The organism is Aminobacter sp. MET-1 (assembly GCF_026521175.1).
GTDB lineage: Bacteria > Pseudomonadota > Alphaproteobacteria > Rhizobiales > Rhizobiaceae > Aminobacter.
Map to the genome: position 1 here is coordinate 323,797 of NZ_JAMSHL010000004.1, position 26,629 is coordinate 350,425.

The window sequence follows — 26,629 nt, forward strand, 5'->3', positions numbered from 1 at the left end:
CGGAGGCGCCCTTTTTGTTTGCGGCTACATCTGCACGATGGGTGCTAGTTCCACCGAGCCTCCTGCCTGCAGGATTGGGCAGCCCTTGGCCATGCGGGCTGCATCAGCCGCATCCTTGGCATCGACGATGGAATAGCCGCTCGTCGGGTTCGCGCCGCCGTCGTTCGTCACAGAACCATTGGTGGCAACCGTTTGCGACTTGCCGACCGGCGCGCCGCCGTCGACGACGGCGGCGCCGAGCGTGGCGAACCAATCCATCCAGGCTTTCATCACCCGGGCGCCCTCTTCTTCCGACTGCGGCACCGAGCCGCCGTGGTAAATGTAGAGAAACTTGGCCATGACCTGCTCTCCCTGACGCCGCCATGCCGGGCCTTCCGGTATCGGGCCGGCGCAGGCAAATCATCCGCCCGAAGCTTGTCGCGAGCAAGGTTCGTCTCGCGCGGCGCCTCATCAACTTGCGCCGTCGGGCCTGGCTCTTTTCCGCAGGTTGCAAGTTTTTGCCGTTGCCATAAATTCTCGCGGGCGGATTGAGGGCCAGATTGAGGGAACGACTGTGGAACCGACTTCGCTTCTGATCTTTGCCGGCGCCCTGTTGGTTGCGGCCGGCTCCCCCGGGCCTTCGATCGCGGCCCTTGTGGCGCGTGTCATCTCTAAGGGCTTTCGCGATGTGCTGCCGTTTCTGGCGGCGATGTGGATCGGCGAGGCAATCTGGCTGTCGCTTGCCGTGTTCGGCCTGGCTGTCGTCGCCCAGAGCTTCCACTACGCCTTCGTTGCGGCGAAATGGACCGGCGTCGCCTATCTGGTCTATCTCGCCTGGAAGATGTGGACCGCACCGGTCGAAACCGAAGGCAACGAGATGCCGCGCGAGGATTCGCCCTGGCGGTTGTTTGCCGCTGGCATGGCGGTGACACTCGGCAATCCCAAGATCATGATGTTCTATCTCGCACTGCTGCCGACCATCATCGACCTCGCTGCGGTGACCGTTGTCGGCTGGCTGGAATTGACGGTCACGATGGCTGCCGTGCTGATCGCCATCGATTTCGGCTGGGTGTTTGCGGCGGCCCAGGCGCGCAAACTCCTGCGCAGCAAAAGGGCGATGCGAATCGCGAATCGGGTGAGTGCCGGCACCATGGCCGGGGCCGCGGCGGCGATTGCCGCAAGGTCATGATGAATATTTGATCGAGAGTGCTTGTGCAGTGACCCTTGCGGACGCTGCGTAAGCCTTGTTTTTAGGCAGTTCTTGCCCTGTTTGCGGGCATTTTCCCAACCTTCCGTCAAACCTTTGTCGCTATAGGCAGGCCTTCTGCTACGATAGTCTCAAAGCATATGACGGGACGGGAGATACTGACGTCATGGCCGCATCCGTGAAGTCCAAGGCAAAAACCGCCAAGGCCGCTTCTTCTTCATCGAAATCCACCAAACCCGCCAACAGACCGCCCCAACTGCTCGAGCTCCTGCTTGCCCGCGCGCCGGCAGAGGACGTGGCCGATTACGAGCCCGGCATGCTCGAGCGTGCCGCCGAGCTGGCTGAAAAGGCGGTCATGAAGCACCGCAAGGGCTCGTCGGTCATCGACATCGAGACCGACGCGGGTGTCGTCCGCCACGGACGCCCCGTCACGGTCGTGACCGTCGTCAACGACAACATGCCGTTCCTGTTCGATTCGGTGCTGGGCGAGATCACCGACGCCGCCGGCGAGCCGGTGTTCGTCACCCATCCGGTCATCCATGTGCGCCATGGCCGCTCGAACGTCGAAGAGATCCTGAGCGACAGCGGTGCCCATAAGGGCGACGAAGGCGCCGACAAGATCAGCGTCATCCATGTGCATATCCCGGCACAGGGCAAGGAAGCGGCGGAAGCGCTGCGCGAGCGACTGAAGAAGCTGCTCGGCCAGGTGCGCGCCTGCGTGACCGACTGGAAGCGCATGCTGGCCCGCCTCGACCAGGCCATTTCCGAGTTCCGCTACGCGCCGATCCCGCTCGAAAAGAACGCGGTGACGGAAGCCATCGCCTTTCTCGAATGGCTACGCGATGACAATTTCACCTTCCTCGGCATGCGCGAGTTCAAATACACCGGTGGCGAGAAGAGCGGCACGCTGGAGCGCGCCGAAAAGCAGGGCCTCGGCATACTCGCCGATCCCGACGTCCTGGTTCTGCGCCGCGACACGGTCGATGCGACCTCGACGACCCCTGAAATCCGCGCCTTCCTGCATGGGCCGGATCCGCTGATCGTCACCAAGGCCAACGCCAAGTCGGCAGTGCACCGCCGCGCCTATCTCGACTACATCGGCGTCAAGACCTACGACGCCAAGGGCCAGCTTTCGGGCGAGTTGCGCATCGTCGGCCTGTTCACCTCGACGGCTTACACGCGTTCGGTGATGAAGATCCCCTATCTGCGCTCCAAGGCGGAGACGGTGCTCCACAAGTCGGGCTTCGACCCCGCCGACCATTCGGGCAAGGCGCTCATCAACGTGCTCGAATCCTATCCGCGCGACGAGCTGTTCCAGGTTGCCGTGCCGACGCTGCGCAAGCATTCCGAGGCGATCCTCGGTCTGATCGAGCGTCCCAGGGTTCGCGCCCTGGTGCGTGTCGACCAGTTCGACCGCTTTGTCTCCATCCTCGTCTTCGTGCCGCGTGACCGCTACGATTCGGTGGTGCGCGAAAAGATCGGCGCCTATCTCAAGACCGTGTTCGAAGGCCGCCTGTCGGCCTATTATCCGGCCTTCCCGGAAGGCGGCCTGGCGCGTGTCCACTTCATCATCGGCCGCTCCGGCGGCAAGACGCCCAAGGTCGAGCAGTCGGACATCGAGGCAGCGATCCGCGACATGGTTCGCACCTGGGAGGACGGCTTGCGTGAGGCGTCCGCCGAAGCAGGTTCATCCGCTTCGCTGGTCGGCCTCGCCAACCACTTCCCGCAGGACTACCAGAACAGCTTCTCGCCGGCGGCCGCCCTTGTCGATGCCGGGCGTATTGCCAGCATCGGCCCGTCCAACCCGATCGTCATCGACTGCTATCGCGATGCCGGCCAGGCGCCCGAACAGGCGTCGCTGAAGATCTATCACCACGGCGCGCCGGTGGCGCTGTCGCGGCGCGTGCCATTGCTCGAGAATATGGGCTTCCGCGTCATCAGCGAGCGCACTTTCGAGCTCGGCGAGAAGGGCGAAGACCAGATCTTCATCCACGACATGGAGCTGGAGAACGCCTACGGCCAACCGATCGACCTCGACGACGGGGGCGCTCTGTTCGAAGAGGTGTTCCTGTCGGTCTGGAACGGCGATGCCGACAATGACGGCTACAATGCGCTCGCCCAGACCGCCGGCCTCGGCGCCAACCAGATCGTCATCCTGCGCGCCTATGGCCGCTATCTGCAGCAGGCCGGGATCCCGCAGAGCCAGGACTTCATCGCGGCAGCGCTGAACCGCTATCCCGATATCGCGCGCGGGCTGCACCAGCTGTTCGTCGCCCGGCTCGACCCGGCGCAGGAGAACGATGGGCTGGTCACGGCCAAGCATCTCAAGGCCAAGATCAAGGACGCGCTGGAAGGCGTGCCCAACATCGACGACGACACCATCATCCGGCGCTACGTCAACCTGATCGAGGCGTCGCTGCGCACCAACCACTTCGTGACCGGCAAGAAGGAGCGGGGCCAGTCACTGGCGATCAAGCTCGATTCGCGCAGTGTCGAGGGGCTGCCGGAGCCGCGGCCGTGGCGCGAGATCTTCGTCTATGGCTCGGAGGTCGAGGGCGTGCACCTGCGCTTCGGCCCGGTCGCACGCGGCGGCCTGCGCTGGTCGGACCGTGCCCAGGACTATCGCACCGAGGTGCTGGGCCTGGTGAAGGCGCAGCAGGTCAAGAACGCCGTCATCGTGCCGGTGGGTGCCAAGGGCGGCTTCTTCCCCAAGCGGCTGCCCGTGGGCGGCAGCCGCGACGCCGTCTTCGAGGCGGGCAAGGCGGCCTATGTCAACTTCGTCTCGTCGATGCTGTCGATCACCGACAACATCGAGGGCGACCATGTCGTGCCGCCTGTTGGCGTGATGCGCCGCGACGTCGACGATCCGTATTTCGTCGTCGCCGCCGACAAGGGCACGGCGACCTTCTCCGACACGGCAAACGGTATCAGCGAGAAACACGGATTCTGGCTGGACGATGCCTTTGCCTCGGGTGGTTCGGCCGGCTACGACCACAAGAAGATGGGCATCACCGCGCGCGGCGCCTGGGAAGCGGTCAAGCGGCATTTCCGCGAGATGAACCGCGACATCCAGACCTCGCCATTCACCGTGGTCGGCGTCGGCGACATGTCGGGCGACGTGTTCGGCAATGGCATGCTGTTGTCCGAGCAGACGAAGCTGATCGCGGCCTTCGACCATCGCGACATCTTCATCGATCCCGATCCTGACATGGCGGCGTCGTTTGCCGAGCGCAAGCGTATGTTCGACCTGCCGCGCTCAAGCTGGCAGGACTACGACAAGACCAAGCTGTCGGTCGGCGGCGCGATCGTGTCGCGGTCGCAGAAGTCGGTGACGCTGTCGCCGGCGGCCGCAGCCGCAATCGGCCTCGACAAGACGACGGCCTCGCCGACCGAGATCATGAACGCCATCCTCAAGGCGCCTGTCGATCTCCTGTGGTTCGGCGGCATCGGCACCTATGCCCGCGCGGCCGGCGAGACCAATGCCGAAGTCGGCGACCGCGCCAACGATGCCATCCGCGTCACCGCCAACGAGGTGCGCGCCAAGGTGATCGGCGAGGGCGCCAATCTCGGCGTGACCCAGCGGGCGCGCATCGAGTTCGGCCTCAAGGGCGGACGCTGCAATTCGGATGCCATCGACAATTCGGGCGGCGTCAACTCGTCCGACGTCGAGGTCAACATCAAGATCGCGCTGGCATCGGCCATGCGGAAGGGGGCACTGCAGCGCCCAGCCCGCAACAAGCTGCTGGCCGAGATGACCGACGAGGTGGGCGGCCTGGTGCTGGCCAACAACTACGAGCAGACGCTGGCGCTGTCGCTGGCGCAGCGGCGCGGTTTGCAGGACATCGCTCATCAGGGGCGCTTCATGAGTGCGCTTGAAGGCCGTGGCCTGCTCGACCGTGCCGTGGAAAACCTGCCGAGTGCCGCAGCGCTGGCCGAACGCCAGACACGCGGCGAGCCCCTGACGCGGGCCGAACTCGGCGTGCTGCTTGCCTATGCCAAGATCGTGCAGTTCTCCGACATCATCGCCAGCGACCTGCCCGACGATGCACATCTGGTGCGCGATCTGATGGCCTACTTCCCCAATCGCATGGCGAAGAAATACGAGGCCGAGATCGGCGGCCACCGGCTGCGTCGCGAGATCATCACCCGGGTACTGGTCAACGACCTGGTCAACCGTGGCGGTCCGTCCTTCGTCAATCGCCTGCAGGAGGCCAGCGGGCGGACGGCGGCCGATGTCGCGCGTGCATTCGCTGTCATTCGCGACGGATTCGGGCTACCGGCGCTTTATGCCGAGATTGACGCCCTCGACAATGTCGTCGACGGCACGCTGCAGCTCGACCTCTACCAGGCAGTCAGCCGCCTGATCTTTGCGACCAGCGGCTGGTACCTGCGCAACGACCACAGCGACGCGCCGTTGGAAGTACGTATCGCCGAACTGCAGGAGGTCCGCACGGCCCTCGAGCACAAGCTAGCCGGCATGCTGCCCGCCTTCACCCGCGACCGTATCCAGAACCGCAAGGCCGGTTTTGCGGCTGCGGGTGCGCCGGAAAAGCTGGCCGAGCGGCTGTCGCTGCTCGAGGTCGGCGAGTTGGTTCCCGACATCGCGCTGGTGGCAAAAACTGCCAAGGCCGACATCGTTGCCGCCGCCAAGGCTTTCTTCGGCGTCAGCGAAGCGTTCCGCATCCCGCGCATCGAAGATGCCGCGAACACCATCACCGCCTCTGACTATTACGAGGGGTTGGCACTGTCGCGTGCGACCGACACGATCGGCGCGGCACGGCGGGGTATCGCGGTTGCGGCGCTGACGGGACATGCCGGCGCTGCCGATCCGGTGGCGGCGTGGCTCGAGGCAGGCGGTGAAGGCATCGGCCGCATCCGCGAGCGGTTGCAGGCGCTGACCGAAGGCGGCGACATCACCGTGTCCAGGTTGACGGTGGCCGCCGGGTTGATGACAGACCTGTCTGCCCGCTGACCAGTTCCCAATATGGCCCGCCGCGCTTGTCGCGGCGGGCTTTTTCGTCAAGGGTCGTGCAAGCCAACTGCGCTATGGCATTGTCGGGCGCATCAGGGGAGCGCGCGGAGGAACGATGGCTGACGTAATGGTTGCTGAACGCACGCCGCGCCGCGGCATCTGGGGCTGGATGTTCTTCGACTGGGCAGCCCAGCCTTTCTTCACCGTAGTCACGACCTTCATCTTCGGACCCTATTTCGTCTCACGCATGGCGACCGACCCAGCCATGGGCCAGGCCGCCTGGGGTTACGGTATCGCCATTGCCGGCCTGGTAATCGCCATCCTGTCACCGGTGCTCGGCTCGATTGCCGACCAGACCGGCCCGCGCAAGCCGTGGATTGCCTTCTTCGCGGCGATCAAGATCACCAGCCTTTGCATGCTCTGGTATGCCGAACCGGGTTCGCCGCTCGTGCCGATCGTGCTCTTGTTTTCGCTCGCGTCGGTGGCCGCCGAATTCTCCATCGTCTTCAACGATTCGATGATGCCGCGGCTGGTGTCCAAGCAAGAGATCGGAAAGATTTCCAACATCGCCTGGGGGCTCGGCTATCTCGGCGGCATGATCGTCCTGATCTTTGTCATCGGCTTCCTGGCTGCATCGCCGGATACCGGCAAGACCATCATAGGTGCCGACCCACTGTTCGGCATCGACCCCAAGCTGGGCGAAGATGCTCGCGCCACCGGTCCGATCTCGGCGCTGTGGTACTTCATCTTCATCCTGCCGATGTTCTTTTTCACGCCCGACAGCGGCAAGGGCATGGCCATCAGGCCTGCCGTGCGCGAGGGGCTCTCCGAGCTCAAGTCGACACTGGGCGAAGTCCGCAAGCGCAGCGGCATCTTCCGCTTCCTGATTGCCCGCATGATCTACCAGGATGGCGTCAATGCGCTGCTCGGCCTCGGTGGGGCGTTTGCTGCGGCGATGTTCGGATGGACGATCACCGAGATCGGCATCTACGGCATCATCCTCAATGTCGTTGCCATCTTCGGCTGCCTGGTGGCAAGCCGGCTCGATACGGCACTGGGATCGAAGGTCGTGGTGCTGGTGTCGCTGGTGCTGCTGACCATTGCGACGATAGGCATCGTCTCCACCGGCCCTGGCTATACGTTGTTCGGGGTCTGGCAGATGCCGGGCAGCGACACGGCCGGCCTGTTCTCGACGCCGGCGGAGAAGGCCTACATCGCCTTCGGCCTGCTCATCGGCATTGCTTTTGGCCCGGTGCAGGCGTCGTCGCGTTCCTACATGGCGCGCAGTGTCTCGGCCGACGAGGCCGGCCGCTATTTCGGCATCTACGCGCTGTCGGGGCGGGCGACAAGCTTCCTTGCGCCGTTCATGGTCGCCACGGTCACAGCAACCAGCGGCTCGCCGCGGCTCGGCATGGCGACGATCATCCTGTTCCTCGCCATCGGGTTGCTCGTGCTGCTGCGCACGCCCTATCCGGCTGATCAGGTGAAGTAACCTTTACCTTCTCCCACAAGGGAAGAAGGTAAAGTGGCTTGCTTCAGTGCCTGAAATGCCTGACGCCGGTGAAGACCATGGCGATGCCATGCTCGTCGGCGGCGGCGATGACGTCGTCGTCGCGCATCGAGCCGCCCGGCTGGATAACGGCGGTGGCGCCGGCTTCTACGGCTGAAAGCAGGCCGTCGGCGAAGGGGAAGAAGGCGTCGGAGGCGACCACCGAACCCTTGGTCAGCGGCTCTGCCAGACCGGCGGCTTCGGCCGCATCCAGCGCCTTGCGGGCGGCGATGCGAGCCGAATCGACGCGGCTCATCTGGCCGGCGCCGACGCCGACGGTGGCGAGGTCGCGGGCATAGACGATGGCGTTCGATTTGACGTGCTTGGCGACGCGGAAGGCGAACTTCAGGTCTTCCAGCTCGCGCTGGCTCGGCGCGCGCTTGGTGACGACCCTGAGGTCGAGGCCGTCGACAATGGCATTGTCGCGCGACTGGACAAGGAGGCCGCCGGCCACCGACTTGACGGCAATGCCGGCGCGATCAGGGTCGGGCACGCCGCCTGTCACCAGAAGGCGCAGGTTCTTCTTGGCGGCGACGATGGCCTGCGCCTCGGGCGTGGCGTCGGGCGCGATGATGACTTCGGTGAAGATCTTGACGATCTCCTCGGCAGCCTCGGCGTCGAGAATGCGGTTCAGCGCGACGATGCCGCCGAAGGCCGACACCGGATCGCAGGCGAGCGCCTTCTCATAGGCTTCGCGGAGCGAGCCACCTTCGGCCACGCCACATGGATTGGCGTGCTTGATGATGGCGACGGCGGCGGTGCGGACCGAATCGAACTCGCCGACCAGCTCGAAGGCCGCGTCGGTGTCGTTGATGTTGTTGTAGGAGAGCTGCTTGCCCTGGAGCTGGGTTGCGGTGGCAACGCCCGGGCGCTTGTCGCCGGTCAGGTAAAAACCGGCCTGCTGGTGTGGGTTCTCGCCATAACGCATGACGCTCTGCAGGCGGCCACCGAAGGCGCGCCAATCGGGATTCTCGATCTCGAGCGCGTCGGCGAACCAGCCGGAGATGGCTGCGTCATAGGCTGCGGTGCGGGCAAAAGCCTTGGCCGCGAGCTTCTTGCGGAAAGCGAGCGGCAGGGCGCCGTTGTTGGCGACGATGGCGTCGAGCACGTCCTTGTAGTCGGCCGGGTCGGTGACGATGGCAACATAGGCGTGGTTCTTGGCCGAGGCACGCACCATGGCGGGGCCGCCGATGTCAATGTTCTCGACGATGGAAGCGTAGTCGCCGCCGGCGTTGCGGACTTCCTCAAAAGGATAGAGGTTGACCACCACAAGGTCGATCGGCTCGATGCCGTGGGCGACCATGGCGGCTGCATGCTCGGGATCGTCGCGGACGGCGAGCAGCGCGCCGTGCACCGACGGGTGCAGGGTCTTGACGCGACCGTCCATGATCTCGGGGAAGTTGGTGAGTTCGGAGACGTCGCGAACGGCAATGCCTTCGGCGGCGATGGACTTGGCGGTGCCGCCTGTCGAGACCAGCTCGACGCCGACATTGGCGAGGCGGCGGGCAAAATCGATCAGCCCTGTCTTGTCGGATACCGACAGCAGGGCGCGGCGGACCGGCACCAGATCGGGAGCGGGAATCTTCTTGGAAACGACGGCCATGGCTGGGGGCCCTTCAAAGTTGGGAGGGGAAACTTTGCTTGCGCGCGGCCTAGCACATGAGGCCCGGAAATCAAGGCGCGCAGCCGGCCGACCACCTATTTCCCTAGGGACGTCGCCTGTTCAGAGCCGGTCGTTGTCGATGCGGCCGATGATGCGGGTGCGCGAGAACTGCCAGTGCACCTCCGAAATCTCGGAGGCCTTGAAGGCAAGCACGATCTGGCGCGAGCGGCGCGGACCGCCGAGGCCGGCGAAATAGATCGATTCCTCGACCTCGGCCGGCACGTCGGGCGAGATGAAAACCCAGGTGTCGATGTCGGGGCCGGTCAGCACCAGCCGTTCCTTCTGGTCGCGGAACAGCTGGACGTCGGGGTGGATGTGAAAGCGCACCGTGACGAGGTCGCGGCCGTCGTTCTTTATCGGCGCCGTGCCCGAGCGCAGGATGCGGTCGCGGCCTTCCAGGATGTTGCCGCCCGCCGCAAGCGACAGTTCGCGCTCGTGATGCAGGCCGAAGCGCTGGGCGTAGCCATCGTGGCGGGCGACGAAGCCGTGAATGCCGGGTCTGTCCGAGCGTTGCACCGGCACCGCCTTGGGGCCGGCGACAAGCGGGCTGCCGAGCAGGCCGCTGACGCGCTGGGAATGCGAGAAGCTGGCGGATGAGGTGTCGTTGATGGTGACGGTCGAATGCGCAGCGGTGGCACGCGCCAGGGGCCTCAGCTCGGCGATGCCATATGTGTCGACGCCGGCATTGACGATGTAGTGCTGGCGGCCCGACGACATCTCGAAAGACAGGCAGCCGGCGTGGGCGTAGCTGGACACGTCTATGGGCGGCGGCGCACCAGTATCGGCGATGACTGTGGTGCCGCCCAGCGCCAGTCGCTCATAACCGGAATGGGTGGCATGCAAAGGCGGCGCGCCGCCGGTGTCGTCATGGCGCAGGATGGCAGCGATGCGGTCGTGGATGGTCGCGCCCATGCCGTTGAAGCGGGCAAGACTGCCATCCTGATGGCGGAAGAAGCGCAGCGCCGGCAGCATGCGGTCGACTGCGTTGATCAGTGCCGCCGGTGGCTGTTCGGCCTGGTTGGCGTAGGTGTGGCGCAGCGGCAGGAGGTCGGCAAGGATCTCGAGCACCGCCATGGGATTGCGCGAGATGTGGCCGCCGTCAGGCAGGATCTGGCGGTCGAGTTCTTCGGCCAGGCTGCGTGTCGCGGATCGCAGCGCTGTGGCCGGCACCGGCAGCGACAGCGCGGCAAAGGCGAGTGCCACCCGCGCCCGCAGCCTGTCCTTGCCATTGGGCATCTCGCGCACGATCGAGCGCAGATAGCGGATCTGGACGGCAAGCGAGCGCAGAAAGGCGCGATAAAAGGCGAACTCGGCGCCCTGCAGGACCACTGACGAATGCTGCAGCCAGGCGATGATGCGCTTGGCCGTGGTGGCTGGCTCCCAGGCGACACCAGAGATGCGACCGCCATGCATGGTGATCCAGTCGGAGACGAGCGCCCGGGCATTGGCCGCGGCAAGCTCGGTGCCGGCGGCGCGCATATGGCGCAGCCAGCGGAAGCCGTGCAGGCTGCGCTGCCAGCCGCGGTTCGGCACCTCGACGAGGAAGGGCGACTGCCCGCCGGTCTCGACCAGATGGCCCGACAGCGGGAAGCGGCCGTAATAGATCTCGAGCGCGATCTGCGGATCGGCGAGGCGCAGGTCAGGCGGCGCGATCAGAACGCGTTCGGGGGTGCGGCCGGAATAGCGCCAACGATAGATCGGGCCGGCGCGCAAGCGCCGGCGCGTCTTGCGCCAAAACTCCTTTGCGACGAGCGCCCAAAGGCGCGTCGTGCTGTCCGCCGCGATTGACAAGGTCCCTCCTGCGCCACCCAGGCCAGGTCAAATTAAGTGGTTTCAGAGGCGGGCGCGAGAGTGAATTTTGCGTTAACAACCGCTGGATGAATTAGGCTGGCCTTTCAGGCGACGCGGCGGAACCGTGCGGCAAAAAAGCCGTCGAGCCCCGAAAGCGCCGGGTTGCCAAGGTCTAGCCCGGCAGGAGTGGTGCGCAGATAGCCTTCAGATGTGATGAAGGCGGAGATGTCGGGCACTTCGTCGCGACGAATCGGATCGAGTTCGATCTTGCCCTTGTGGTCGACCAGGAAGGCCTTGGCGAGCGATTCGCCTTCCTCCGGGTCGAGGGAGCAGTTGGAAAAGACGATCGCTCCGCCCAGCTTCACCAGTTCGACTGCCCCGTCGAGCAGCTTGCGCTGGACGGCTGCGAGCTTGGCGATGTCGGCCAGCGACTTGGTCCACAACACGTCGGGATGGCGACGCACCGTGCCGGTCGACGAACAAGGCGCGTCGAGAAGCACGGCGTCGAAAAGCTCATCCGGCTTGTAGGCCAGCAGGTCGGCATTGACCTTTTCCGCCTCGAGCCCAAGCCGGTCGAGATTGGCGGCGAGGCGCACAAGTCGGTTCTTCGAGGCTTCGACTGCGGTGACCTTGGCGCCCGACAGCACCAGCTGGGCCGTCTTGCCGCCGGGGGCGGCGCAGAGGTCGGCAACGCGCTTGCCCTTGATGTCGCCGAACAGGCGTGCCGGCAGGGCGGCCGCGGCGTCCTGGACCCACCACTCGCCCTCGGCAAAGCCCGGAAGGTCGGAAACCGGCCCGCTGAGCTTCTCGAGGCGGACGGTGCCGGTCGGCAGGACGATGCCGCCAAAGGCCCCGGCCCATTTCTGAGGATCGGATTTGACGGTGAAGTCGACGGGGGATTCGAGCCTGTGGGCGGTGAGAATCTTTTTTGCCTCGTCCGCGCCGTAGGCAGCGTTCAGCCTTTCGACGAACCAGTCGGGCGCGTCGGCCGTTTCGGCGAGCACTGCCGGCAGTTCCGCGTCCTTGGCGCGGACAATCGCCCTCAGCACACCGTTGACCAGGCCGGAGAAGCGCACCGTGCGCGGGTCTGACTTTGCATGGGTGACGGCGAGGTCGACGGCGGCACTGTCTGGAATGTCGAGGAAAAGAATCTGGGCGGCCGCCACATGCAGGATGTGAGAAAGAGCTGTGGCGTTGGCAGGCAGCGGCTTTTCCAGGCGGTGAGAGATCAGCTTGCCGATGGTGACGCGATGGCGAAGCGCCGTTGCCAGGATGGCGCGGACGAGGCCACGATCGCGCATGTCGAGTGCGCGGAACTGCGGGTGGCCGTGCTCATGATCGGTAAGTCCGTCAAGCGGCGTCTTGGCGTCGATCGTTGCGGCAAGCAGGCGCGCTGCCGCCATACGTGCGGCGAGGCCGGGTGCGCTCGGCGCGGCATCAGGTCCCGATGGCTTGTTGTTGCCTGCGTTCGGGCGATGTCGCGGGCGGCCGCGTGCGGCGTCCGTCACGACCACGGGCCCTTCGGTCCGGAAGGATTGCGGCCCCACGGACCCGATTGGCGCGGCTGCTCAGGCTGCTGCTGTGGCTGGGCAGGGCTGCTGCCCCACGGCCCTTCGGTCGAGGGCGCGGACTGCTGCGGCGTTGCCGGCTGCTGCGCCTGGCGCTGGGCGGGACGGCCAACACCTTCATTCGCCATGGCCTGAAGCGCAGCGATGCGATTTTCGGTGTTGGGGTGGGTCGAGAAAAGATTGTCCATACGCTCGCCGGAAAGGGGATTGATGATGAAGAGAGGCGCCATCGCAGGATTGCGCTCTGCTTCGGGGTTGTGGATGCGTTCGACGTTGCGGGCGATCTTGTCAAGGGCAGAGGCGAGCCACAGGGGGTTGCCGCAGATTTCGGCGCCCCGGCGATCGGCGGAGTATTCGCGCGTGCGGCTGATCGCCATCTGCACCATCATGGCTGCGAAAGGCGCCACGATCATCGCCACCAAGACGCCGACGAGGCCGAGCGGATTGTTGTTGTTGCGGTTGCCACCGAAGAAGAAGGCGAAGTTGCCGAGCATCGAGATCGCGCCGGCAAGCGTGGCAGTGATCGTCATGGTCAGCGTGTCGCGGTTCTGCACATGGGCGAGTTCGTGGGCCATGACGGCTGCCACTTCCTCGTGGCTGAGACGCTGGAGCAGGCCCGTGGTGGCAGCGACTGCGGCGTTGTCGGGGTTGCGGCCGGTGGCAAAGGCGTTGGGCTGCGGATTGTCGATCAGGTAGACCTTGGGCATCGGCAGGCCGGCATTGGCGGCAAGGCCGCGCACGATGGCGAAATATTCGGGTGCATTGCGCTCGTCGACCTCGACGGCGTTGTTCATGCGCAACACCATCTTGTCGGCGTTCCAGTAGCTGAACAGGTTCATGGCCGCCGCCATGAAGAAGGCGATGGTCATGCCGCCGCTGCCGCCAATGAGGTAGCCGACGCCCATGAACAGTGCCGTCATGATCGCCAGCAGCATTGCCGTCCGCATCATATTCATCGTCTACTCCTGTGGAGCGCCGCACGCTTATTCGAACGAGCAAGGACGCCTGACACTTCTGGGCCCGTAATCGTCGGAGATTTCGGGCCGATACGATGGCCGCGCGAGGGGGTGCAGATCACGCTGGCCTTCGCTATATGATGGGCAAGGGCAGGCCCCGTTTCAATCATCTTTGCAGGATTCCCATGAGCGACGCCAAGCCAGAGACCATTCCGGAAACGCCGGCGCCGAAGGAGCTTTCGCCTGCCGCCATGCGTGCCCTGGCGGAGGCGGAAGCACGCCGTGAAGCCTATAGGGCGGATGAGGCGAAGCGGCCCCGCGAGATAGGCGGGCGCGGCGGCAAGGAGCCGGGGCGCTACGGCGACTGGGAAATCAAGGGACTGACCAGCGACTTCTGAGCGTCGGACGGAACCGAAGGCAGGGTCGTTCGTTCTCCTCCTCGCAAGCGAAGGAGGGGACGATCATGATGAAATCGACGATCCTTGCGGCGCTGATCGTGGCGCTGTTTGTGGCGACGCAGGTTCAGGCGCAGACCAAGGAGCCGCCCATGCCGGCGGAGAAGTCGCTGAAGCTTTCCGAAATCATCGCCAGGATCGAGCAGCGCAGCCAGTTCCGCTATGTCTCGGAAGTGGACTGGAGTACGGACGGCTATTACGACATCGTCTACTACACGACAGACAAGGCCAAGGTCGAAATCAAGATCGATGCGGTGACCGGTGAACCCAGGCTTTGATGCCTGTGATTGCAAACTCCATCCTGTAGGAATAAATACCTTGAATGGATTATCGTCCGTTCAAGATTTTGGCTGCTGCTGCGCTGGCGGTTACCCCGCTGGTGCCGCCGGATGTGCAAGCCAAGCGCGGTCAGAACTTCGCAGGCCCGGTCAGCGCGCAGGTGGTCGAAGTGCTCGACGGCGATACGTTTGTTGCCGACGCCGAAATCTGGCCGGGGCAGACACTGCGCGTCAACGTCCGCATCCGCGGTATCGACGCGCCCGAGATGAAGAGCCGTTGCCAGGCGGAGCGCGACGCGGCGCTCATGGCGCGCTCCGCGCTGGCGGACCTCGTCGCCGAACGCGCCGTCAGCCTGACCAACATCGGCAGCGCCAAATATTACGGTCGCGTGCTGGCCGACGTCAGCACCGAGACAGGTGCTGCAATCGGTGCGGCCATGCTCAAGGGTGGCCTTGTGCGTCCATATGGCGGCGGCAAGCGCGCAGGCTGGTGCGGCTGAGCGGCCGTCTTCAGCGGTTCGGTCAAACAAAAAAGGCCGCCCTTCTTGCGAAGGTGCGGCCTTTCCGTGTTTCCGTCCATGGCGCGGCTCAGGCTGCAACCCGATGGGTCACCAGCCGCGCTTCTCGCGCCTTAACGGGAAGACTGCTTCCCGAAAGGGCAATCCGCTGAGGCCACGTTCTGGAAAACGAAATCACTCGACATCGGATCACCTCCTTTCAGTTCGTTGAACACAAGCCCAAGGTGGGGTGCTTTTGTCGAATGTGCAAGTGCGACATGCACACTACCGATTGCTTGGCCGATTATGCGGCCAGGCTGTGTTCCCCATGAAACACCTCCTTGGCGGCGAACAGGCCGTCGAGCGCGGCCGGGAAGCCGGCATAGACGGCCATCTGCATGATGGTTTCCACGATCTCGTCGCGGCTGAGTCCGACATTGATCCCGGCCTGGATATGGACCTTGAGCTGCGGGGCGGCGTTGCCGAGCGCGGTCAGTGCTGCGATCGTCGCGATCTCGCGCGACCTGAGGTCGAGGCCGGGGCGCGAGTAGATGTCGCCGAACGGGAACTCGATGATGTAGCGGGCGAAATCGGGCGCGATGTCGGCCAGCGAATCCACGACCCTCTGCCCGCCTTCGCCGTCGATCTCAGCCAGGGCGCGCTTCCCGCGCTCGAAGCGGCTTTCGTTGCTGATGTCCATTGGTCTCGATCCTTTTTTCTGCGTCGCCATAGCCGGCAATCTTGGCGTCGAGAACGAGGAGGTTAGACTGGAGGTCGGCGATATGCGCCCGCACCTTGTCGCGGTGTGTTTCGAGCAGGGCGCATCGCTCGGCGTCGGTGGCCGGACCCATCTGTCGAAGAGCTGCATAACGCAGCATTTCGCGGATCGGCATGCCGGTGGTCTTGAGGTGACCGAGGAACTCGATCCAGGAGAGGATCGAGGTATCGTAGTCGCGCTGCCCCGATGCATCCTTGTCGGCGACAGGCAACAAGCCGATCTGCTCGTAGTAGCGGATGGTGTAGGCGGTCAAACCGCTGCGCCTGGCAAGCTCGCCGATCTTCATAATCAACCTTGTCTCGTTACGACGCTCGCGATGCTAGGTGTTCGAGCGCACTCTAAGTCAAGGCCGTTTTCAGAAGACGCGGCGAGCGCCATCCAGGCGCGGCTGCGTGTATGGGAATGTCAGTCGGCGCGGCCGTCGCGCGTGCCGAGGCCGCGTCCTGCCCTCCAGACGGGATCCGGTCGGGTCCACAGGATCGGATCGACGATCAGCTTGGCCAGTTCCCTGGCGTGCAGGTCGAGGAAGAGCTCGCCTTTCTCAACCGTGCCCTTGGCCGGAACGCCCCATGTGCCGGTGTTGGGCGCGCGTTCGGAGAACGAGTAGAAGCGGTGCGCGCCGTCGGGCGCCTCGCGCTTGCCGGCCTCGGCGGTGAAGGCCTCCTCGAACTTGTCCGATTTCACCGTGTCGGGAGAAATCGCCAGCATCACCGAAGCCTCGCCCTCGCAAGCGTGCTTGGGGCCGTTGTCGGTTTCGAACAGCGCTGCCGTTTCCTCGGGCGCCAGCATCCAGGGCGTCGTGTAGACGATGGGCATGGCGAACTCGACCGCCAGTTCGCGCGTCGACATCGCCAGCGGGTCGATGTTGCCGCCATGACCGTTGACGATCAGGAGGCGCTCGAAGCCGATGGCCTTCAGCGACCGGACGATCGACTTCAGCACATGGAAATAGGCGGTGTAGTCGAGGCTGATCGTGCCGCCGAAAGGCAGGTGGTGCTCGCTCATGCCGAGCCACAGGCCGGGAAGCACGGCCAGCGGCACGTCATCGGCGATCAAGCGCGCCGCGCGCCGGGCTGCCGCTTCGGCGCTGGCGGTGTCGGTGATGACAGGCAGATGAGGGCCGTGCTGCTCCAGCGAGCCGACAGGCAGGATCGCCATGGCGTTGCCGCGCGCCGCGATCTCGCGCAGGTCCGGCGCGGTCATCCGTGCCCACTCAACTTCTCGTGCCATCCGGCAACTCCTTTGGAAATTATCGTATAGGAAAATATTTTTCCAATATGCAATGTTGTCAATGGGCGCGCCGGAGAAGGCGTTGGACCAGGTAAGGTGAGGCCTGTTGGGCGGGTGCAGATCGCCGGCCGAGGATTGGCGCCGCGCGGCTTTGATTGAGCGAACCTCAGGGCTATCGTGTGCCGGGCTTTTGGGGGATGAAATTGCTTCAGACGTGCATGCGGATCGCGCCGATCCTTGGATTTCTTCTGATCACATCGATGGAAACGGGTTCTGCGGCGCGCATGGAATTGGAAGGTTCGAACGGCCTGCCTGTCGTGCTGGCCCAGGCTCGAAGCTGCAAGCAGGTGAGTTCATGCGCCGAGGCTGTCGAGTTGTGGTGCAACGGCTATCGGCGCGCCGATGCCGACAATGACGGTATCCCTTGCGAGAACGTCTGCCCGTCCAAGGAACTGGTCGATCAGTTGCGCGACCGGATCGGCTGTTGATGCCGGAAGCAAAATCCCCCGCATCGATGACGCGGGGGAGGGCGTGTTCGTCAGGCTTTCTTGTTTTGCCTGTTGGCGACCAGGTCGTCGACCACAGCCGGATCGGCCAGCGTCGAGGTGTCGCCCAGCGCACCAAAATCGTCCTCGGCGATCTTGCGGAGAATGCGGCGCATGATCTTGCCTGAGCGGGTCTTGGGCAGGCCTGGCGCGAACTGGATCTTGTCGGGCGAGGCGATGGCGCCGATCTCCTTGCGGACATGGGCGACGAGTTCCTTGCGCAGGTCCTCGGTGGCCTCGATGCCGGACATCAGCGTGACGTAGCTGTAGATGCCCTGGCCCTTGATGTCGTGCGGGTAGCCGACGACGGCGGCTTCCGAGACCTTGTCGTGGCTGACCAGCGCCGACTCGACTTCCGCCGTACCCATGCGGTGGCCGGAGACGTTGATCACGTCGTCGACGCGGCCGGTGATCCAGTAGTAGCCGTCGTCGTCGCGGCGGCAGCCGTCGCCGGTGAAGTACTTGCCCTTGTAGGTCGAGAAGTAGGTCTGGATGAAGCGCTCATGGTCGCCATAGACGGTGCGCATCTGGCCTGGCCAGGAGTCGGTGATGCAGAGGTTGCCGTCGGCCGCACCCTCGAGCACCTTGCCCTCGTTGTCGACCAGTTCGGGAACCACGCCGAAGAACGGCCGTGTCGCCGAGCCCGGCTTGAGGTCGGTGGCGCCCGGCAGCGGCGTGATCAGGATGCCGCCTGTTTCGGTCTGCCACCAGGTATCGACGATCGGCACCTTCTTGTCGCCGACGACGTTGTAATACCATTCCCAGGCTTCCGGATTGATCGGCTCGCCGACCGAACCAAGAACGCGCAGCGACTTGCGCGAGGTCTTCTTCACATGGTCGTCGCCGGCGCCCATCAAGGCGCGGATGGCGGTGGGGGCGGTGTAGAAGATGTTGACCTTGTGCTTGTCGACGACGTCCCAGAAACGCGAGGCGGACGGGTAGTTGGGCACGCCCTCGAACATCAGCGTGGTAGCGCCATTGGCAAGCGGACCATAGACGATGTAGCTGTGGCCGGTGACCCAGCCGACATCGGCCGTGCACCAGTAGATGTCGCCGTCATGGTAGTCGAAGACATACTGATGGGTCATCGAGGCGTAGACGAGATAGCCGCCTGTCGTGTGCAACACGCCCTTCGGCTTGCCGGTCGAACCCGACGTGTAGAGGATGAACAGCGGATCCTCGGCCTTCATCTTCTCGGGCTTGCATTCGGCTTTCACCGAACGAACCTCGTCGTGATACCAGTGGTCGCGGCCCGGCGCCCAGCCGATCTTGCCGCCGGTGCGGCGCACCACCAGCACGTCCTTGACCATGACATGATGCTTGGCGGCAATGTCGATTGCCTTGTCTGTGTTTTCCTTGAGCGGAATGGCCTTGCCGCCGCGCAGACCCTCGTCGGCGGTGATGACGAAGGTCGATTCGCAGTCGACGATGCGGCCGGCGAGCGCGTCTGGCGAGAAGCCGCCGAAGACGATCGAATGGATGGCGCCGATACGCGTGCAGGCAAGCATCGCATAAGCCGCTTCAGGAATCATCGGCATGTAGATGGTGACGCGGTCGCCCTTCTTGACGCCGTGCTTCTTCATCACGTTGGCAAGACGGCAGACATGCTCGTAGAGCTCGTTGTAGGTGATCTTCTTGTCGTCGTAGGGGTTGTCGCCTTCCCAGATGATGGCGGTCTGGTCGCCGCGCTTCTTCAGGTGGCGGTCGATGCAGTTGTAGGAGACGTTGGTCAGGCCGTCCTCGAACCACTTGATCGAGACCTTGCCGGTGAAGGAGGTGTTCTTGACCTTGGTGTAGGGTTTGAACCAGTCGATGCGCTTGCCGTGCTTGCCCCAGAACTTGTCGGGGTTCTTGACGCTCTCGCCGTACCATTTCAGGTAGGTGTCGTTGTCGATCAGCGCATTCTTCTTCCACGCCGGCTGGACGCGGTGGACACGGACTTCGGACATTTCTCTCCCTTCCTCCCGGAAACGATCCGGCGGCTCCTTGTGGCCGGCGGACGGCGGCACTGGAGCCGCGTTGGCGCGCATTATTATCAATTCGCGCCTCGCCACAATATTAGACCTTGGATTTGGCCGCGGTCTTTCCGCAGCGGCAAATCGCCGCCGCTATATAGCGATCAGCACTGCCTTCGGTCGAGTGCTAAACTGCTGATTTCTTGGAACTATCATATACGATTTTCGTTGATTTAGCAGACGGTTAACTGCTGCGGCGCAGAGTTGTGCCGTGGAGGAGCTGTTCGACACGGAAGGCTTGCAATGCGCGACGCTTCTGAACTGGAACTTATGCTCAAGGGCTACGGCCTGACCACGGCCGAAATCCTCTATCATCTGCCCGACCATCCTCATGTGCTGCAGACCTACATCTGGCAAGACTACGATCTGGCGCCGAAATTCCCGATCCTGTTCGGCTTCATCGAGTTCTGGCGGGCCAAGCTGGAGGGGCCGCTGCATTCGGTGCATTACACACACCGCAAGCTGATTGCTCCCAACGAGTGGCGCAGGGTCGACGGCGAGTTTGTGCTGCACTGAGGCCGTCTCCAACCCCGATTAACCCAGTTGACCGCAGGCAGGCGCATGTCGCCCTGTCGGCGTGCTAACATCCTGATGTGGCGGGCTGGCAATCGGGGGAAGGCGGCATGTCTCAGACAAGCGATGCTTGGGTTCTGGTCTTTTCAGACGGCACCGGCCAGCGCGGCGTCAGGGCCGACGAGGTCGAGCAGATAGGCGACCAGCACTTCAAGAACACCAATGTCTTCCAGATGTATTCGGCCATTGACGGCAGGCCGGGTATCAGGGCCTTCTACGATGCCGGGCTCGGCGCGCCGGAAGAGGGCGAATGGGACTGGACGCGCACCTTGCGCAATCTCTGGAGCAAGGCCACCGGCTGGGGCATCACCGCCAACATCGTCGACTGCTACGAGGCGCTGCTGCGGGAATGGCGCCCCGGCATGAAGATCGGGCTGTTCGGATTTTCCCGCGGTGCCTACACCGCCCGCTGCGTCGGCGGCGTGCTTTCGGTCTGCGGCATCGCCATGACCGACAAGGGCGCGCCGATTTCACGCGACGAAACCGGACCAGGGGCGATCAGGCGACGGGCGATCGCGGAGGAGGCCGTCAAGGCCTACAAGATCAAGAACGGTTCGGAGCGACGGAAAGCCGGCGCGGATTTCGCCGCCCGGTATGCCGGGCAGGCCGTGGTGCCCGATGTCATCGGCGTGTTCGATACGGTGCGGGCGCTCGGCCTGCCCGGCATCATGAACGCGGTCAATCCGTACCAGCACGAGTTCCACGACAACGAACTGTCGACGCGCGTGCCGGTCGGTCTGCACGCATTGTCGGTCGACGAGAACCGCAAGACCTTTGCGCCGGTGCTGTGGGCAGATCCCGATGCCGCAAGCCGCACCGCCGGCCAGGTCATCGAGCAATGCTGGTTTCCCGGCGTGCATTCCGACATTGGCGGCGGTTATGCCGACGACGACCGCCTTGCCCTGCTCAGCCTCGGCTGGATGGTCGACCGGCTCCGCGTCCTGTCGGGCCTCGACTTCCCGATAGCGGTCGACCTCGATGGCAAGGTGCTTGGCGAGGTCCATGACGAGCGCACCGGCCTCGGCATCTTCTGGCTGCCCGGCGAGCGCACGGTGCGCGGCAAGGCCCAGGATCTCGACAGGCTGTGCGCCAATATCGAGCGTCGCTTCGACGATTTTGCGCTATCCTACCGGCCCGAGCCGCTCAGGCGGCATCCGCGTGTGAGCCGCTATTTCGGCTAGCTCTTGTCAGCAGGAGCACTGCTGGCACAAATCAAAAGCCTGTTCCCGACGGCTGGGCCGATTGCAGCCGGAGCGCCGGGAGGGTATTGCCCGATGCAGTGCATCGGCCCGGCGATTGGGCGATGCGTAAGTGTCAGAGCGCACATGCGTCCCATGCGGCGCTCGGCTCGGAACTTCCGCCGCACCCGTTGGGAGTGGCGGTCAAAGGGAGAAAACCATGAACTTGAAAATCCTCGCGGGCGTTTCGCTCGCGGCACTTGTTGCCTTCGGTTCGGCGGCGCGCGCCGACATTACCATCGGCCTCGTCGCCCCGCTCACCGGCCCGGTGGCCGCCTATGGCGATCAGGTCAAGAACGGCGCCCAGGCGGCGGTCGACGCCATCAACGAAAAGGGCGGCATCCTTGGCGAGAAGATCGTGCTGAAGCTCGCCGACGACGCTGGCGATCCCAAGCAGGGTGTTTCGGCGGCCAACCTTCTGGTCGGCGAAGGCGTGAAATACGTCGTCGGCCCGGTCACTTCGGGCGTGGCAATTCCGGCTTCGGACGTTTTTGCCGAGAACGGCATCCTGATGGTCACCCCGACCGCGACGGCGCCTGACCTGACCAACCGCGGCCTGACCAACGTGCTGCGCACTTGCGGCCGCGACGACCAGCAGGCCGAAGTGGCTGCCGCCTATGTGCTCAAGAACCTCAAGGACAAGCGCATCGCGGTCGTTCACGACAAGGGTACCTACGGCAAGGGTCTGGCCGATGCCTTCAAGGCAGCGCTGAACAAGGCTGGCGTGACGGAAGTGCAGTACAACTCGCTCACCCCAGGTGAGAAGGACCTGTCGGCACTCGTCACGCGCCTCAAGGCCGACAATGTCGACGTGATCTACTTCGGCGGCTACCACCCCGAGGGCGGCCTGCTGGCCCGCCAGCTCAAGGATGGCGGCGTCAACGCCGTGATCATCGGCGGCGAGGGCCTGTCGAACACCGAGTTCTGGGCGATCGGCAACGAAGCTGCGGCCGGCACGCTGTTCACCAACGCTTCCGATGCGTTGAAGAACCCGGCCTCGGCCGACGCGGTCAAGATCCTGAAGGACAAGGGCATTCCCGCCGAGGCCTTCACGCTCAACGCCTATGCAGCGGTCGAAGTGCTGAAGGCCGGTATCGAGAAGGCCGGCAAGGCCGACGACACGGCTGCAGTCGCCACGGCACTGAAGTCGGGCGAGCCGATTGCGACTGCCATCGGCAACCTGACCTATGGTGAGAGCGGCGACCTGACTTCGCCGAGCTTCTCGCTGTTCAAGTGGGAAGGCGGCAAGATCGTCGCGGCCGAGTAAGCCTGAGCGATTTGTCTAAAAAGGGCCGGGGCGAAAGCTCCGGCCCTTTTTTGTTGCTCAGCCGTTTTCAGCTCGGTGCTCTTCAGCGGCTGCCGAAGATCGCTGAGCCGACACGTACGCTGGTGGCGCCGAATGCAACTGCCAGCTCATAGTCGCTGGACATGCCCATCGACAGCTTGTCGACGTCGGCCTCGCGTGCCAGCTTCGCCAGCAGGGCGAAATGCGGCCCCGGGTTTTCTTCGGCCGGCGGGATGCACATCAGGCCTTCGATGGCGAGGCCGTGAATCTCGCGACAGCGCTTGACGAAGGCCACAGCCTCGCGCGGCTCGATTCCGGCCTTCTGCGGCTCGGAGCCGGTGTTGACCTGGACATAGAGTTTCGGGGCGCGGCCCTGGCGCTCGATTTCCCTGGCAAGCTCGGCGGCGATTTTCTCACGGTCGACGGTTTCGATGACGTCGAACAGGGCGACCGCCTCCTTGGCCTTGTTGGACTGGAGCGGGCCGATGAGGTGGAGATCGATGTCGGAGAATTCGGCCTTCAGCGCCGGCCACTTACCCTGCGCCTCCTGGACGCGGTTTTCGCCAAAAACGCGCTGGCCGGCTTCGATGACGGGGCGAATGTGCTCGGCGTCGAAGGTCTTGGAGACTGCGACGAGCGTTGCCGATCCGTCCTGTCTGTTGGCTTCGCGCTCGGCCGCACCTATCTTATGCTTCACCAGCGTTAGCTGTTCGACCGAGTTTTCCATGCCGCTGGCCCTGCTGCTTTTTGCCCGCCCCCGGGCTGCCGGAGTTGACGGGTCCGGGAATCCATGATGAACACCCGGCAACGATTTCCTGAACCGCGGGTTTTCGCCCCGGTCCACGCACGCTTTTAAGTGAAAAACATCCGATGGCAACCGAACGATACAATCCGCGCGCGTCCGAACCCAAATGGCAGAAGGCCTGGGCCGACGCAAAGCTCTTCGAGACCGTGAACGACGATCCACGGCCGAAATACTACGTGCTCGAGATGTTCCCCTATCCGTCGGGCCGCATCCATATGGGCCACGTCCGCAACTACACGATGGGCGACGTCGTGGCGCGCTATCGCCGGGCGCTGGGCTGCAACGTGCTGCACCCGATGGGCTGGGACGCCTTCGGCATGCCTGCGGAAAACGCGGCGATGCAGAACAAGGTCCACCCCAAGGCGTGGACCTACCAGAACATCGACACGATGCGAACGCAGCTGAAGTCGATGGGCCTGTCGCTCGACTGGAGCCGCGAGTTCGCGACCTGCGACGTCGACTATTATCACCGCCAGCAGATGCTGTTCATCGACTTCGTCGAGAAGGGCCTGGTGACGCGCAAGTCCTCGAAGGTCAACTGGGACCCAGAGGACATGACCGTGCTCGCCAACGAGCAGGTGATCGACGGACGCGGCTGGCGCTCGGGCGCGCTGGTCGAACAGCGCGAGCTGACGCAGTGGTTCTTCAAGATCACCGATTTCGCGCAGGACCTGTCCGATGCGCTCGATGGCCTCGACGAGTGGCCCGAGAAGGTCAAGCTGATGCAGCGCAACTGGATCGGCCGCTCGGAAGGCCTGCTGATCCGCTGGCCGCTGGCTGAAGGTACGGCACCCGCTGGCGAGAGCGAGCTGGAAGTCTATACGACGCGTCCGGACACGATCTTCGGCGCCTCGTTCATGGCGATCTCGGCCGACCATCCGCTGGCCAAGAAGGCTGCCGAGAGCAAGCCCGAGCTCGCCGCCTTCATGGAAGACGTGCGCCGCATGGGCACGTCGGTCGCAGCGCTCGAGACCGCCGAGAAGAAGGGCATGGACACCGGCATCCGCGTCGTCCATCCATTCGATCCGAGCTGGACGCTGCCGGTCTATGTCGCGAACTTCGTTTTGATGGACTACGGCACGGGCGCTATCTTCGGCTGCCCGTCTGGGGACCAGCGCGACCTCGATTTCGCGAACAAGTATGGTCTGCCGGTGGTTCCGGTGGTGATGCCGGAAGGCGGCGATGCCGCGACCTTCCAGGTCACAGAGGAGGCTTATACCGACGACGGCGTGATGATCAATTCGCGCTTCCTCGATGGCATGAAGCCGAAGGACGCGTTCAACGACGTCGCCACCCGTCTCGAGCAGATCTCGATCGGCAACCGACCGATGGGCGAGCGCAAGGTGCAGTTCCGCCTGCGCGACTGGGGCATTTCGCGCCAGCGTTACTGGGGTTGCCCGATCCCGATGATCCACTGCGACGATTGCGGCGTGGTGGCGGTGCCGAAGGCCGACCTGCCGGTCAAGCTGCCTGACGATGTCGAGTTCGACCGTCCGGGCAATCCGCTCGACCGTCATCCGACCTGGCGCCATGTCGCTTGCCCGAAATGCGGCAAGGATGCGCGCCGCGAGACCGACACGATGGACACGTTTGTCGATTCGTCGTGGTATTTCGCGCGCTTCACCGCACCGTGGGAGAACGAGCCGACCGATCCGAAGGCCGCCAACGAGTGGCTGCCGGTCGACCAGTATATCGGCGGCATCGAGCATGCGATCCTGCACCTGCTCTATTCGCGCTTCTTCACTCGGGCAATGCGCGAGGCCGGCCATCTGAATCTGGCCGAGCCGTTCAAGGGGCTGTTCACGCAAGGCATGGTCGTGCACGAGACCTATAAGGGTCCGTACGGCTGGGTCACGCCGGCCGAGATCAAGATCGAGGAAGTCGATGGAAAGCGCCGCGCGGCGCTGCTCTCCAACGGCACGCCCATCGAGATCGGCTCGATCGAGAAGATGTCGAAGTCGAAGAAGAACGTGGTCGACCCCGACGACATCATCGCCAGCTACGGCGCCGATACGGCCCGCTGGTTCATGCTGTCGGACTCGCCACCCGAGCGCGACGTCATCTGGACCGAGGCCGGCGTCGAAGGCGCCCACCGTTTCGTGCAGCGCGTCTGGCGCCTGATCTCCGAATCGGCAGACGTGCTGGCCAAGGCCGAGCCGAAGGCCGCGCATGACGGCGATGCCGCTGCGGTCTCCAAGGCGGCGCACAAGGCGCTGAAGGCGGTCGGCGAGGACATCGGCAAGCTGGCCTTCAACAAGGCCGTCGCGCGCATCTACGAGCTGAGCAACACGCTGCAGGCTCCGCTGGCCGATGCGGCTGCAGGCAAGGCTTCGGTCGAGATGGTTTCGGCGCTGCGCGAGGCGGTCGACATCCTGATCGTGATGATCGCGCCGATGATGCCGCATTTGGCGGAAGAGTGCTGGACGTCGATCGGCGGTGAGGGAATGGTTGCTGACAGGCCGTGGCCGACATTCGATCCGGCACTGATCGTCGACAACGAAATCACTTACCCGATTCAGATCAACGGCAAGAAGCGGGCGGATTTGACAATTGCCCGCGACGCAGATCAATTGACCGTCGAAAAAGCGGCGCTGGCACTGGAAGCAGTGCAGAAGGCGCTGGATGGTAAGTCGCCGCGCAAGGTGATCGTTGTGCCGCAGAGGATCGTCAATGTCGTTGCCTGAGGCGCGTAAGTCCAACGGTTCGTTGCGTGCCGTCGCGCGCGTCGCGTTGCTTTCTTCCATCGTGCTCGCTTCGGCCTGCACGGTCCGCCCGCTCTATTCGGACGGACCGGCATCGGCGGGCGTCGAGGCCGGAACGGCAACGCAGCTGGCTTCGATCAACATCAAGCCGGTCAACACGCGTTACGGCCAGGAAGTCCGCAACCATCTGATCTTCATGTTCAATGGCGGGGCAGGGCAGCCGGCCACGGCGCCCTATTCGATGGACCTTTCGGTCGCGTCGCTGACGGAGTCGTCGCTTCTCGCCCAGGTGACGAGCAAGGACGACGAGCCGACCGCAGGCACGGTGACCCTGACGGGCACCTATGCCGTGACCGACATCAAGACGGCCAAGGTCGTGGCCAGCGGCAGACGCAGCGTGACGTCGTCCTATGACCGGCCGCGTCAGGAATACGCCAACATGCGGGCCCAGCGCGATGCGGAAAACCGTGCGGCGCGTGAGCTGGCCGAACTGCTGCGGCTCGCCATCGCCCAGGAAATGACCAAGCGCTAGGGCGTCATGAA

General features: G+C 64.2%; 22 protein-coding genes. 12 read left to right on the plus strand and 10 right to left on the minus strand.

From position 1 onward, the window contains the following. Positions 1–24: 24 nt before the first annotated feature. Complete coding sequence (locus NDO48_RS08455; RefSeq protein WP_018430181.1) at positions 25–339, minus strand: YciI family protein; 315 nt, start codon at positions 337–339, stop codon at positions 25–27. A 214-nt stretch (positions 340–553) separates the two neighbouring features. Here NDO48_RS08455 and NDO48_RS08460 point away from each other — a divergent pair, with 214 nt between their 5' ends. The 3 genes from NDO48_RS08460 (at position 554) to NDO48_RS08470 (ending at position 7,650) form a co-directional block, all read left to right on the plus strand. Beyond that, positions 554–1,168, plus strand: a complete 615-nt coding sequence (locus NDO48_RS08460; protein ID WP_267321298.1) for a LysE family translocator — start codon at positions 554–556, stop codon at positions 1,166–1,168. A 184-nt stretch (positions 1,169–1,352) separates the two neighbouring features. After that, positions 1,353–6,158: an NAD-glutamate dehydrogenase gene (locus tag NDO48_RS08465; protein ID WP_267321299.1), complete on the plus strand. Its 4,806-nt coding sequence runs from the start codon at positions 1,353–1,355 to the stop codon at positions 6,156–6,158. A gap of 115 nt (positions 6,159–6,273) precedes the next feature. Continuing rightward, on the plus strand, positions 6,274–7,650 hold the full coding sequence (locus tag NDO48_RS08470) for an MFS transporter (RefSeq protein WP_267321300.1): 1,377 nt from the start codon (positions 6,274–6,276) through the stop codon (positions 7,648–7,650). A gap of 43 nt (positions 7,651–7,693) precedes the next feature. Here NDO48_RS08470 and purH read toward each other — a convergent pair whose 3' ends face one another. The 4 genes from purH to htpX all read right to left on the minus strand — a co-directional run bounded on the left by purH (position 7,694) and on the right by htpX (position 13,685). Next, a complete protein-coding gene (gene purH / locus NDO48_RS08475) occupies positions 7,694–9,310 on the minus strand; it encodes a bifunctional phosphoribosylaminoimidazolecarboxamide formyltransferase/IMP cyclohydrolase (protein ID WP_267321301.1) in 1,617 nt (538 codons plus the stop codon). A gap of 120 nt (positions 9,311–9,430) precedes the next feature. Further along, positions 9,431–11,161, minus strand: a complete 1,731-nt coding sequence (locus NDO48_RS08480; protein ID WP_267321302.1) for a heparinase II/III family protein — start codon at positions 11,159–11,161, stop codon at positions 9,431–9,433. Between the two features lie 104 nt (positions 11,162–11,265). Beyond that, positions 11,266–12,675 (minus strand): RsmB/NOP family class I SAM-dependent RNA methyltransferase, encoded by a 1,410-nt coding sequence (locus NDO48_RS08485; RefSeq protein WP_267321303.1) that lies wholly within the window; start codon positions 12,673–12,675, stop codon positions 11,266–11,268. Continuing rightward, positions 12,666–13,685, minus strand: coding sequence for a zinc metalloprotease HtpX (htpX, locus tag NDO48_RS08490; RefSeq protein WP_267321304.1), 1,020 nt, complete (start codon positions 13,683–13,685; stop codon positions 12,666–12,668). The genes NDO48_RS08485 and htpX overlap by 10 nt, the downstream gene beginning before the upstream one ends. A 185-nt stretch (positions 13,686–13,870) precedes the next feature. Between htpX and NDO48_RS08495 the strand changes: the two genes are divergently transcribed. From NDO48_RS08495 to NDO48_RS08505, 3 genes are all read left to right on the plus strand, one after another. Next, positions 13,871–14,083, plus strand: a complete 213-nt coding sequence (locus tag NDO48_RS08495; RefSeq protein WP_267321305.1) for a DUF1674 domain-containing protein — start codon at positions 13,871–13,873, stop codon at positions 14,081–14,083. 65 nt (positions 14,084–14,148) lie between these two features. Continuing rightward, positions 14,149–14,418: a PepSY domain-containing protein gene (locus NDO48_RS08500; RefSeq protein WP_018430172.1), complete on the plus strand. Its 270-nt coding sequence runs from the start codon at positions 14,149–14,151 to the stop codon at positions 14,416–14,418. Positions 14,419–14,462: 44 nt separating this feature from the next. After that, the gene (locus tag NDO48_RS08505; protein ID WP_267321306.1) at positions 14,463–14,918 is read left to right on the plus strand and encodes a thermonuclease family protein; all 456 of its coding nucleotides are present in this window, start codon (positions 14,463–14,465) and stop codon (positions 14,916–14,918) included. A gap of 301 nt (positions 14,919–15,219) precedes the next feature. Here NDO48_RS08505 and NDO48_RS08510 read toward each other — a convergent pair whose 3' ends face one another. The 3 genes from NDO48_RS08510 to NDO48_RS08520 form a co-directional block, all read right to left on the minus strand. After that, positions 15,220–15,615 carry a carboxymuconolactone decarboxylase family protein gene (locus NDO48_RS08510; RefSeq protein WP_267321307.1) on the minus strand — a complete coding sequence of 132 codons (396 nt, stop codon included), beginning with the start codon at positions 15,613–15,615 and terminating at the stop codon, positions 15,220–15,222. Then, positions 15,563–15,979, minus strand: coding sequence for a MerR family transcriptional regulator (locus NDO48_RS08515; RefSeq protein ID WP_267321333.1), 417 nt, complete (start codon positions 15,977–15,979; stop codon positions 15,563–15,565). Before NDO48_RS08515 ends, NDO48_RS08510 begins: the two co-directional genes overlap by 53 nt. A gap of 119 nt (positions 15,980–16,098) precedes the next feature. Beyond that, complete coding sequence (locus NDO48_RS08520; protein WP_026227634.1) at positions 16,099–16,923, minus strand: creatininase family protein; 825 nt, start codon at positions 16,921–16,923, stop codon at positions 16,099–16,101. A gap of 260 nt (positions 16,924–17,183) precedes the next feature. Between NDO48_RS08520 and NDO48_RS08525 the strand changes: the two genes are divergently transcribed. Continuing rightward, positions 17,184–17,411 carry an excalibur calcium-binding domain-containing protein gene (locus NDO48_RS08525; RefSeq protein WP_267321308.1) on the plus strand — a complete coding sequence of 76 codons (228 nt, stop codon included), beginning with the start codon at positions 17,184–17,186 and terminating at the stop codon, positions 17,409–17,411. Between the two features lie 50 nt (positions 17,412–17,461). On the opposite strand, the gene acs is transcribed toward NDO48_RS08525, so the two are convergent. Continuing rightward, entirely contained in the window at positions 17,462–19,417 is a 1,956-nt protein-coding gene (gene acs / locus NDO48_RS08530) for an acetate--CoA ligase (protein WP_267321309.1), read from the minus strand. A 309-nt stretch (positions 19,418–19,726) separates the two neighbouring features. On the opposite strand from acs, the gene NDO48_RS08535 reads away from it, so the two are divergent. The 3 genes from NDO48_RS08535 (at position 19,727) to NDO48_RS08545 (ending at position 22,561) form a co-directional block, all read left to right on the plus strand. Further along, positions 19,727–19,999, plus strand: coding sequence for an usg protein (locus tag NDO48_RS08535; protein WP_018430165.1), 273 nt, complete (start codon positions 19,727–19,729; stop codon positions 19,997–19,999). 107 nt (positions 20,000–20,106) lie between these two features. Further along, on the plus strand, positions 20,107–21,237 hold the full coding sequence (locus NDO48_RS08540; RefSeq protein ID WP_267321310.1) for a T6SS phospholipase effector Tle1-like catalytic domain-containing protein: 1,131 nt from the start codon (positions 20,107–20,109) through the stop codon (positions 21,235–21,237). Between the two features lie 217 nt (positions 21,238–21,454). Beyond that, a complete protein-coding gene (locus NDO48_RS08545) occupies positions 21,455–22,561 on the plus strand; it encodes a branched-chain amino acid ABC transporter substrate-binding protein (protein WP_267321311.1) in 1,107 nt (368 codons plus the stop codon). An 82-nt stretch (positions 22,562–22,643) separates the two neighbouring features. Here NDO48_RS08545 and NDO48_RS08550 read toward each other — a convergent pair whose 3' ends face one another. Continuing rightward, positions 22,644–23,306 (minus strand): YggS family pyridoxal phosphate-dependent enzyme, encoded by a 663-nt coding sequence (locus tag NDO48_RS08550; RefSeq protein ID WP_267321312.1) that lies wholly within the window; start codon positions 23,304–23,306, stop codon positions 22,644–22,646. Positions 23,307–23,449: 143 nt separating this feature from the next. Here NDO48_RS08550 and leuS point away from each other — a divergent pair, with 143 nt between their 5' ends. After that, a complete protein-coding gene (gene leuS / locus NDO48_RS08555) occupies positions 23,450–26,068 on the plus strand; it encodes a leucine--tRNA ligase (RefSeq protein ID WP_267321313.1) in 2,619 nt (872 codons plus the stop codon). Continuing rightward, positions 26,055–26,618, plus strand: coding sequence for an LPS assembly lipoprotein LptE (gene lptE / locus NDO48_RS08560; protein ID WP_267321314.1), 564 nt, complete (start codon positions 26,055–26,057; stop codon positions 26,616–26,618). The genes leuS and lptE overlap by 14 nt, the downstream gene beginning before the upstream one ends. Positions 26,619–26,629: the final 11 nt, after the last annotated feature.

Excerpts from the sequence above, each read along its gene's own strand:
- acs (WP_267321309.1), bottom strand. The coding sequence starts at position 19,417 with ATGTCCGAAGTCCGTGTCCACCGCGTCCAGCCGGCGTGGAAGAAGAAT.
- htpX (WP_267321304.1), bottom strand. The coding sequence starts at position 13,685 with ATGAATATGATGCGGACGGCAATGCTGCTGGCGATCATGACGGCACTG.
- NDO48_RS08540 (WP_267321310.1), top strand. The coding sequence starts at position 20,107 with ATGTCTCAGACAAGCGATGCTTGGGTTCTGGTCTTTTCAGACGGCACC.
- NDO48_RS08545 (WP_267321311.1), top strand. The coding sequence starts at position 21,455 with ATGAACTTGAAAATCCTCGCGGGCGTTTCGCTCGCGGCACTTGTTGCC.
- purH (WP_267321301.1), bottom strand. The coding sequence starts at position 9,310 with ATGGCCGTCGTTTCCAAGAAGATTCCCGCTCCCGATCTGGTGCCGGTC.
- NDO48_RS08520 (WP_026227634.1), bottom strand. The coding sequence starts at position 16,923 with ATGGCACGAGAAGTTGAGTGGGCACGGATGACCGCGCCGGACCTGCGC.
- leuS (WP_267321313.1), top strand. The coding sequence starts at position 23,450 with ATGGCAACCGAACGATACAATCCGCGCGCGTCCGAACCCAAATGGCAG.
- NDO48_RS08495 (WP_267321305.1), top strand. The coding sequence starts at position 13,871 with ATGAGCGACGCCAAGCCAGAGACCATTCCGGAAACGCCGGCGCCGAAG.
- NDO48_RS08550 (WP_267321312.1), bottom strand. The coding sequence starts at position 23,306 with ATGGAAAACTCGGTCGAACAGCTAACGCTGGTGAAGCATAAGATAGGT.
- NDO48_RS08455 (WP_018430181.1), bottom strand. The coding sequence starts at position 339 with ATGGCCAAGTTTCTCTACATTTACCACGGCGGCTCGGTGCCGCAGTCG.
- NDO48_RS08535 (WP_018430165.1), top strand. The coding sequence starts at position 19,727 with ATGCGCGACGCTTCTGAACTGGAACTTATGCTCAAGGGCTACGGCCTG.
- NDO48_RS08510 (WP_267321307.1), bottom strand. The coding sequence starts at position 15,615 with ATGGACATCAGCAACGAAAGCCGCTTCGAGCGCGGGAAGCGCGCCCTG.
- NDO48_RS08525 (WP_267321308.1), top strand. The coding sequence starts at position 17,184 with ATGGAAACGGGTTCTGCGGCGCGCATGGAATTGGAAGGTTCGAACGGC.
- NDO48_RS08465 (WP_267321299.1), top strand. The coding sequence starts at position 1,353 with ATGGCCGCATCCGTGAAGTCCAAGGCAAAAACCGCCAAGGCCGCTTCT.
- NDO48_RS08505 (WP_267321306.1), top strand. The coding sequence starts at position 14,463 with ATGGATTATCGTCCGTTCAAGATTTTGGCTGCTGCTGCGCTGGCGGTT.
- lptE (WP_267321314.1), top strand. The coding sequence starts at position 26,055 with ATGTCGTTGCCTGAGGCGCGTAAGTCCAACGGTTCGTTGCGTGCCGTC.
- NDO48_RS08500 (WP_018430172.1), top strand. The coding sequence starts at position 14,149 with ATGATGAAATCGACGATCCTTGCGGCGCTGATCGTGGCGCTGTTTGTG.
- NDO48_RS08470 (WP_267321300.1), top strand. The coding sequence starts at position 6,274 with ATGGCTGACGTAATGGTTGCTGAACGCACGCCGCGCCGCGGCATCTGG.
- NDO48_RS08515 (WP_267321333.1), bottom strand. The coding sequence starts at position 15,979 with ATGAAGATCGGCGAGCTTGCCAGGCGCAGCGGTTTGACCGCCTACACC.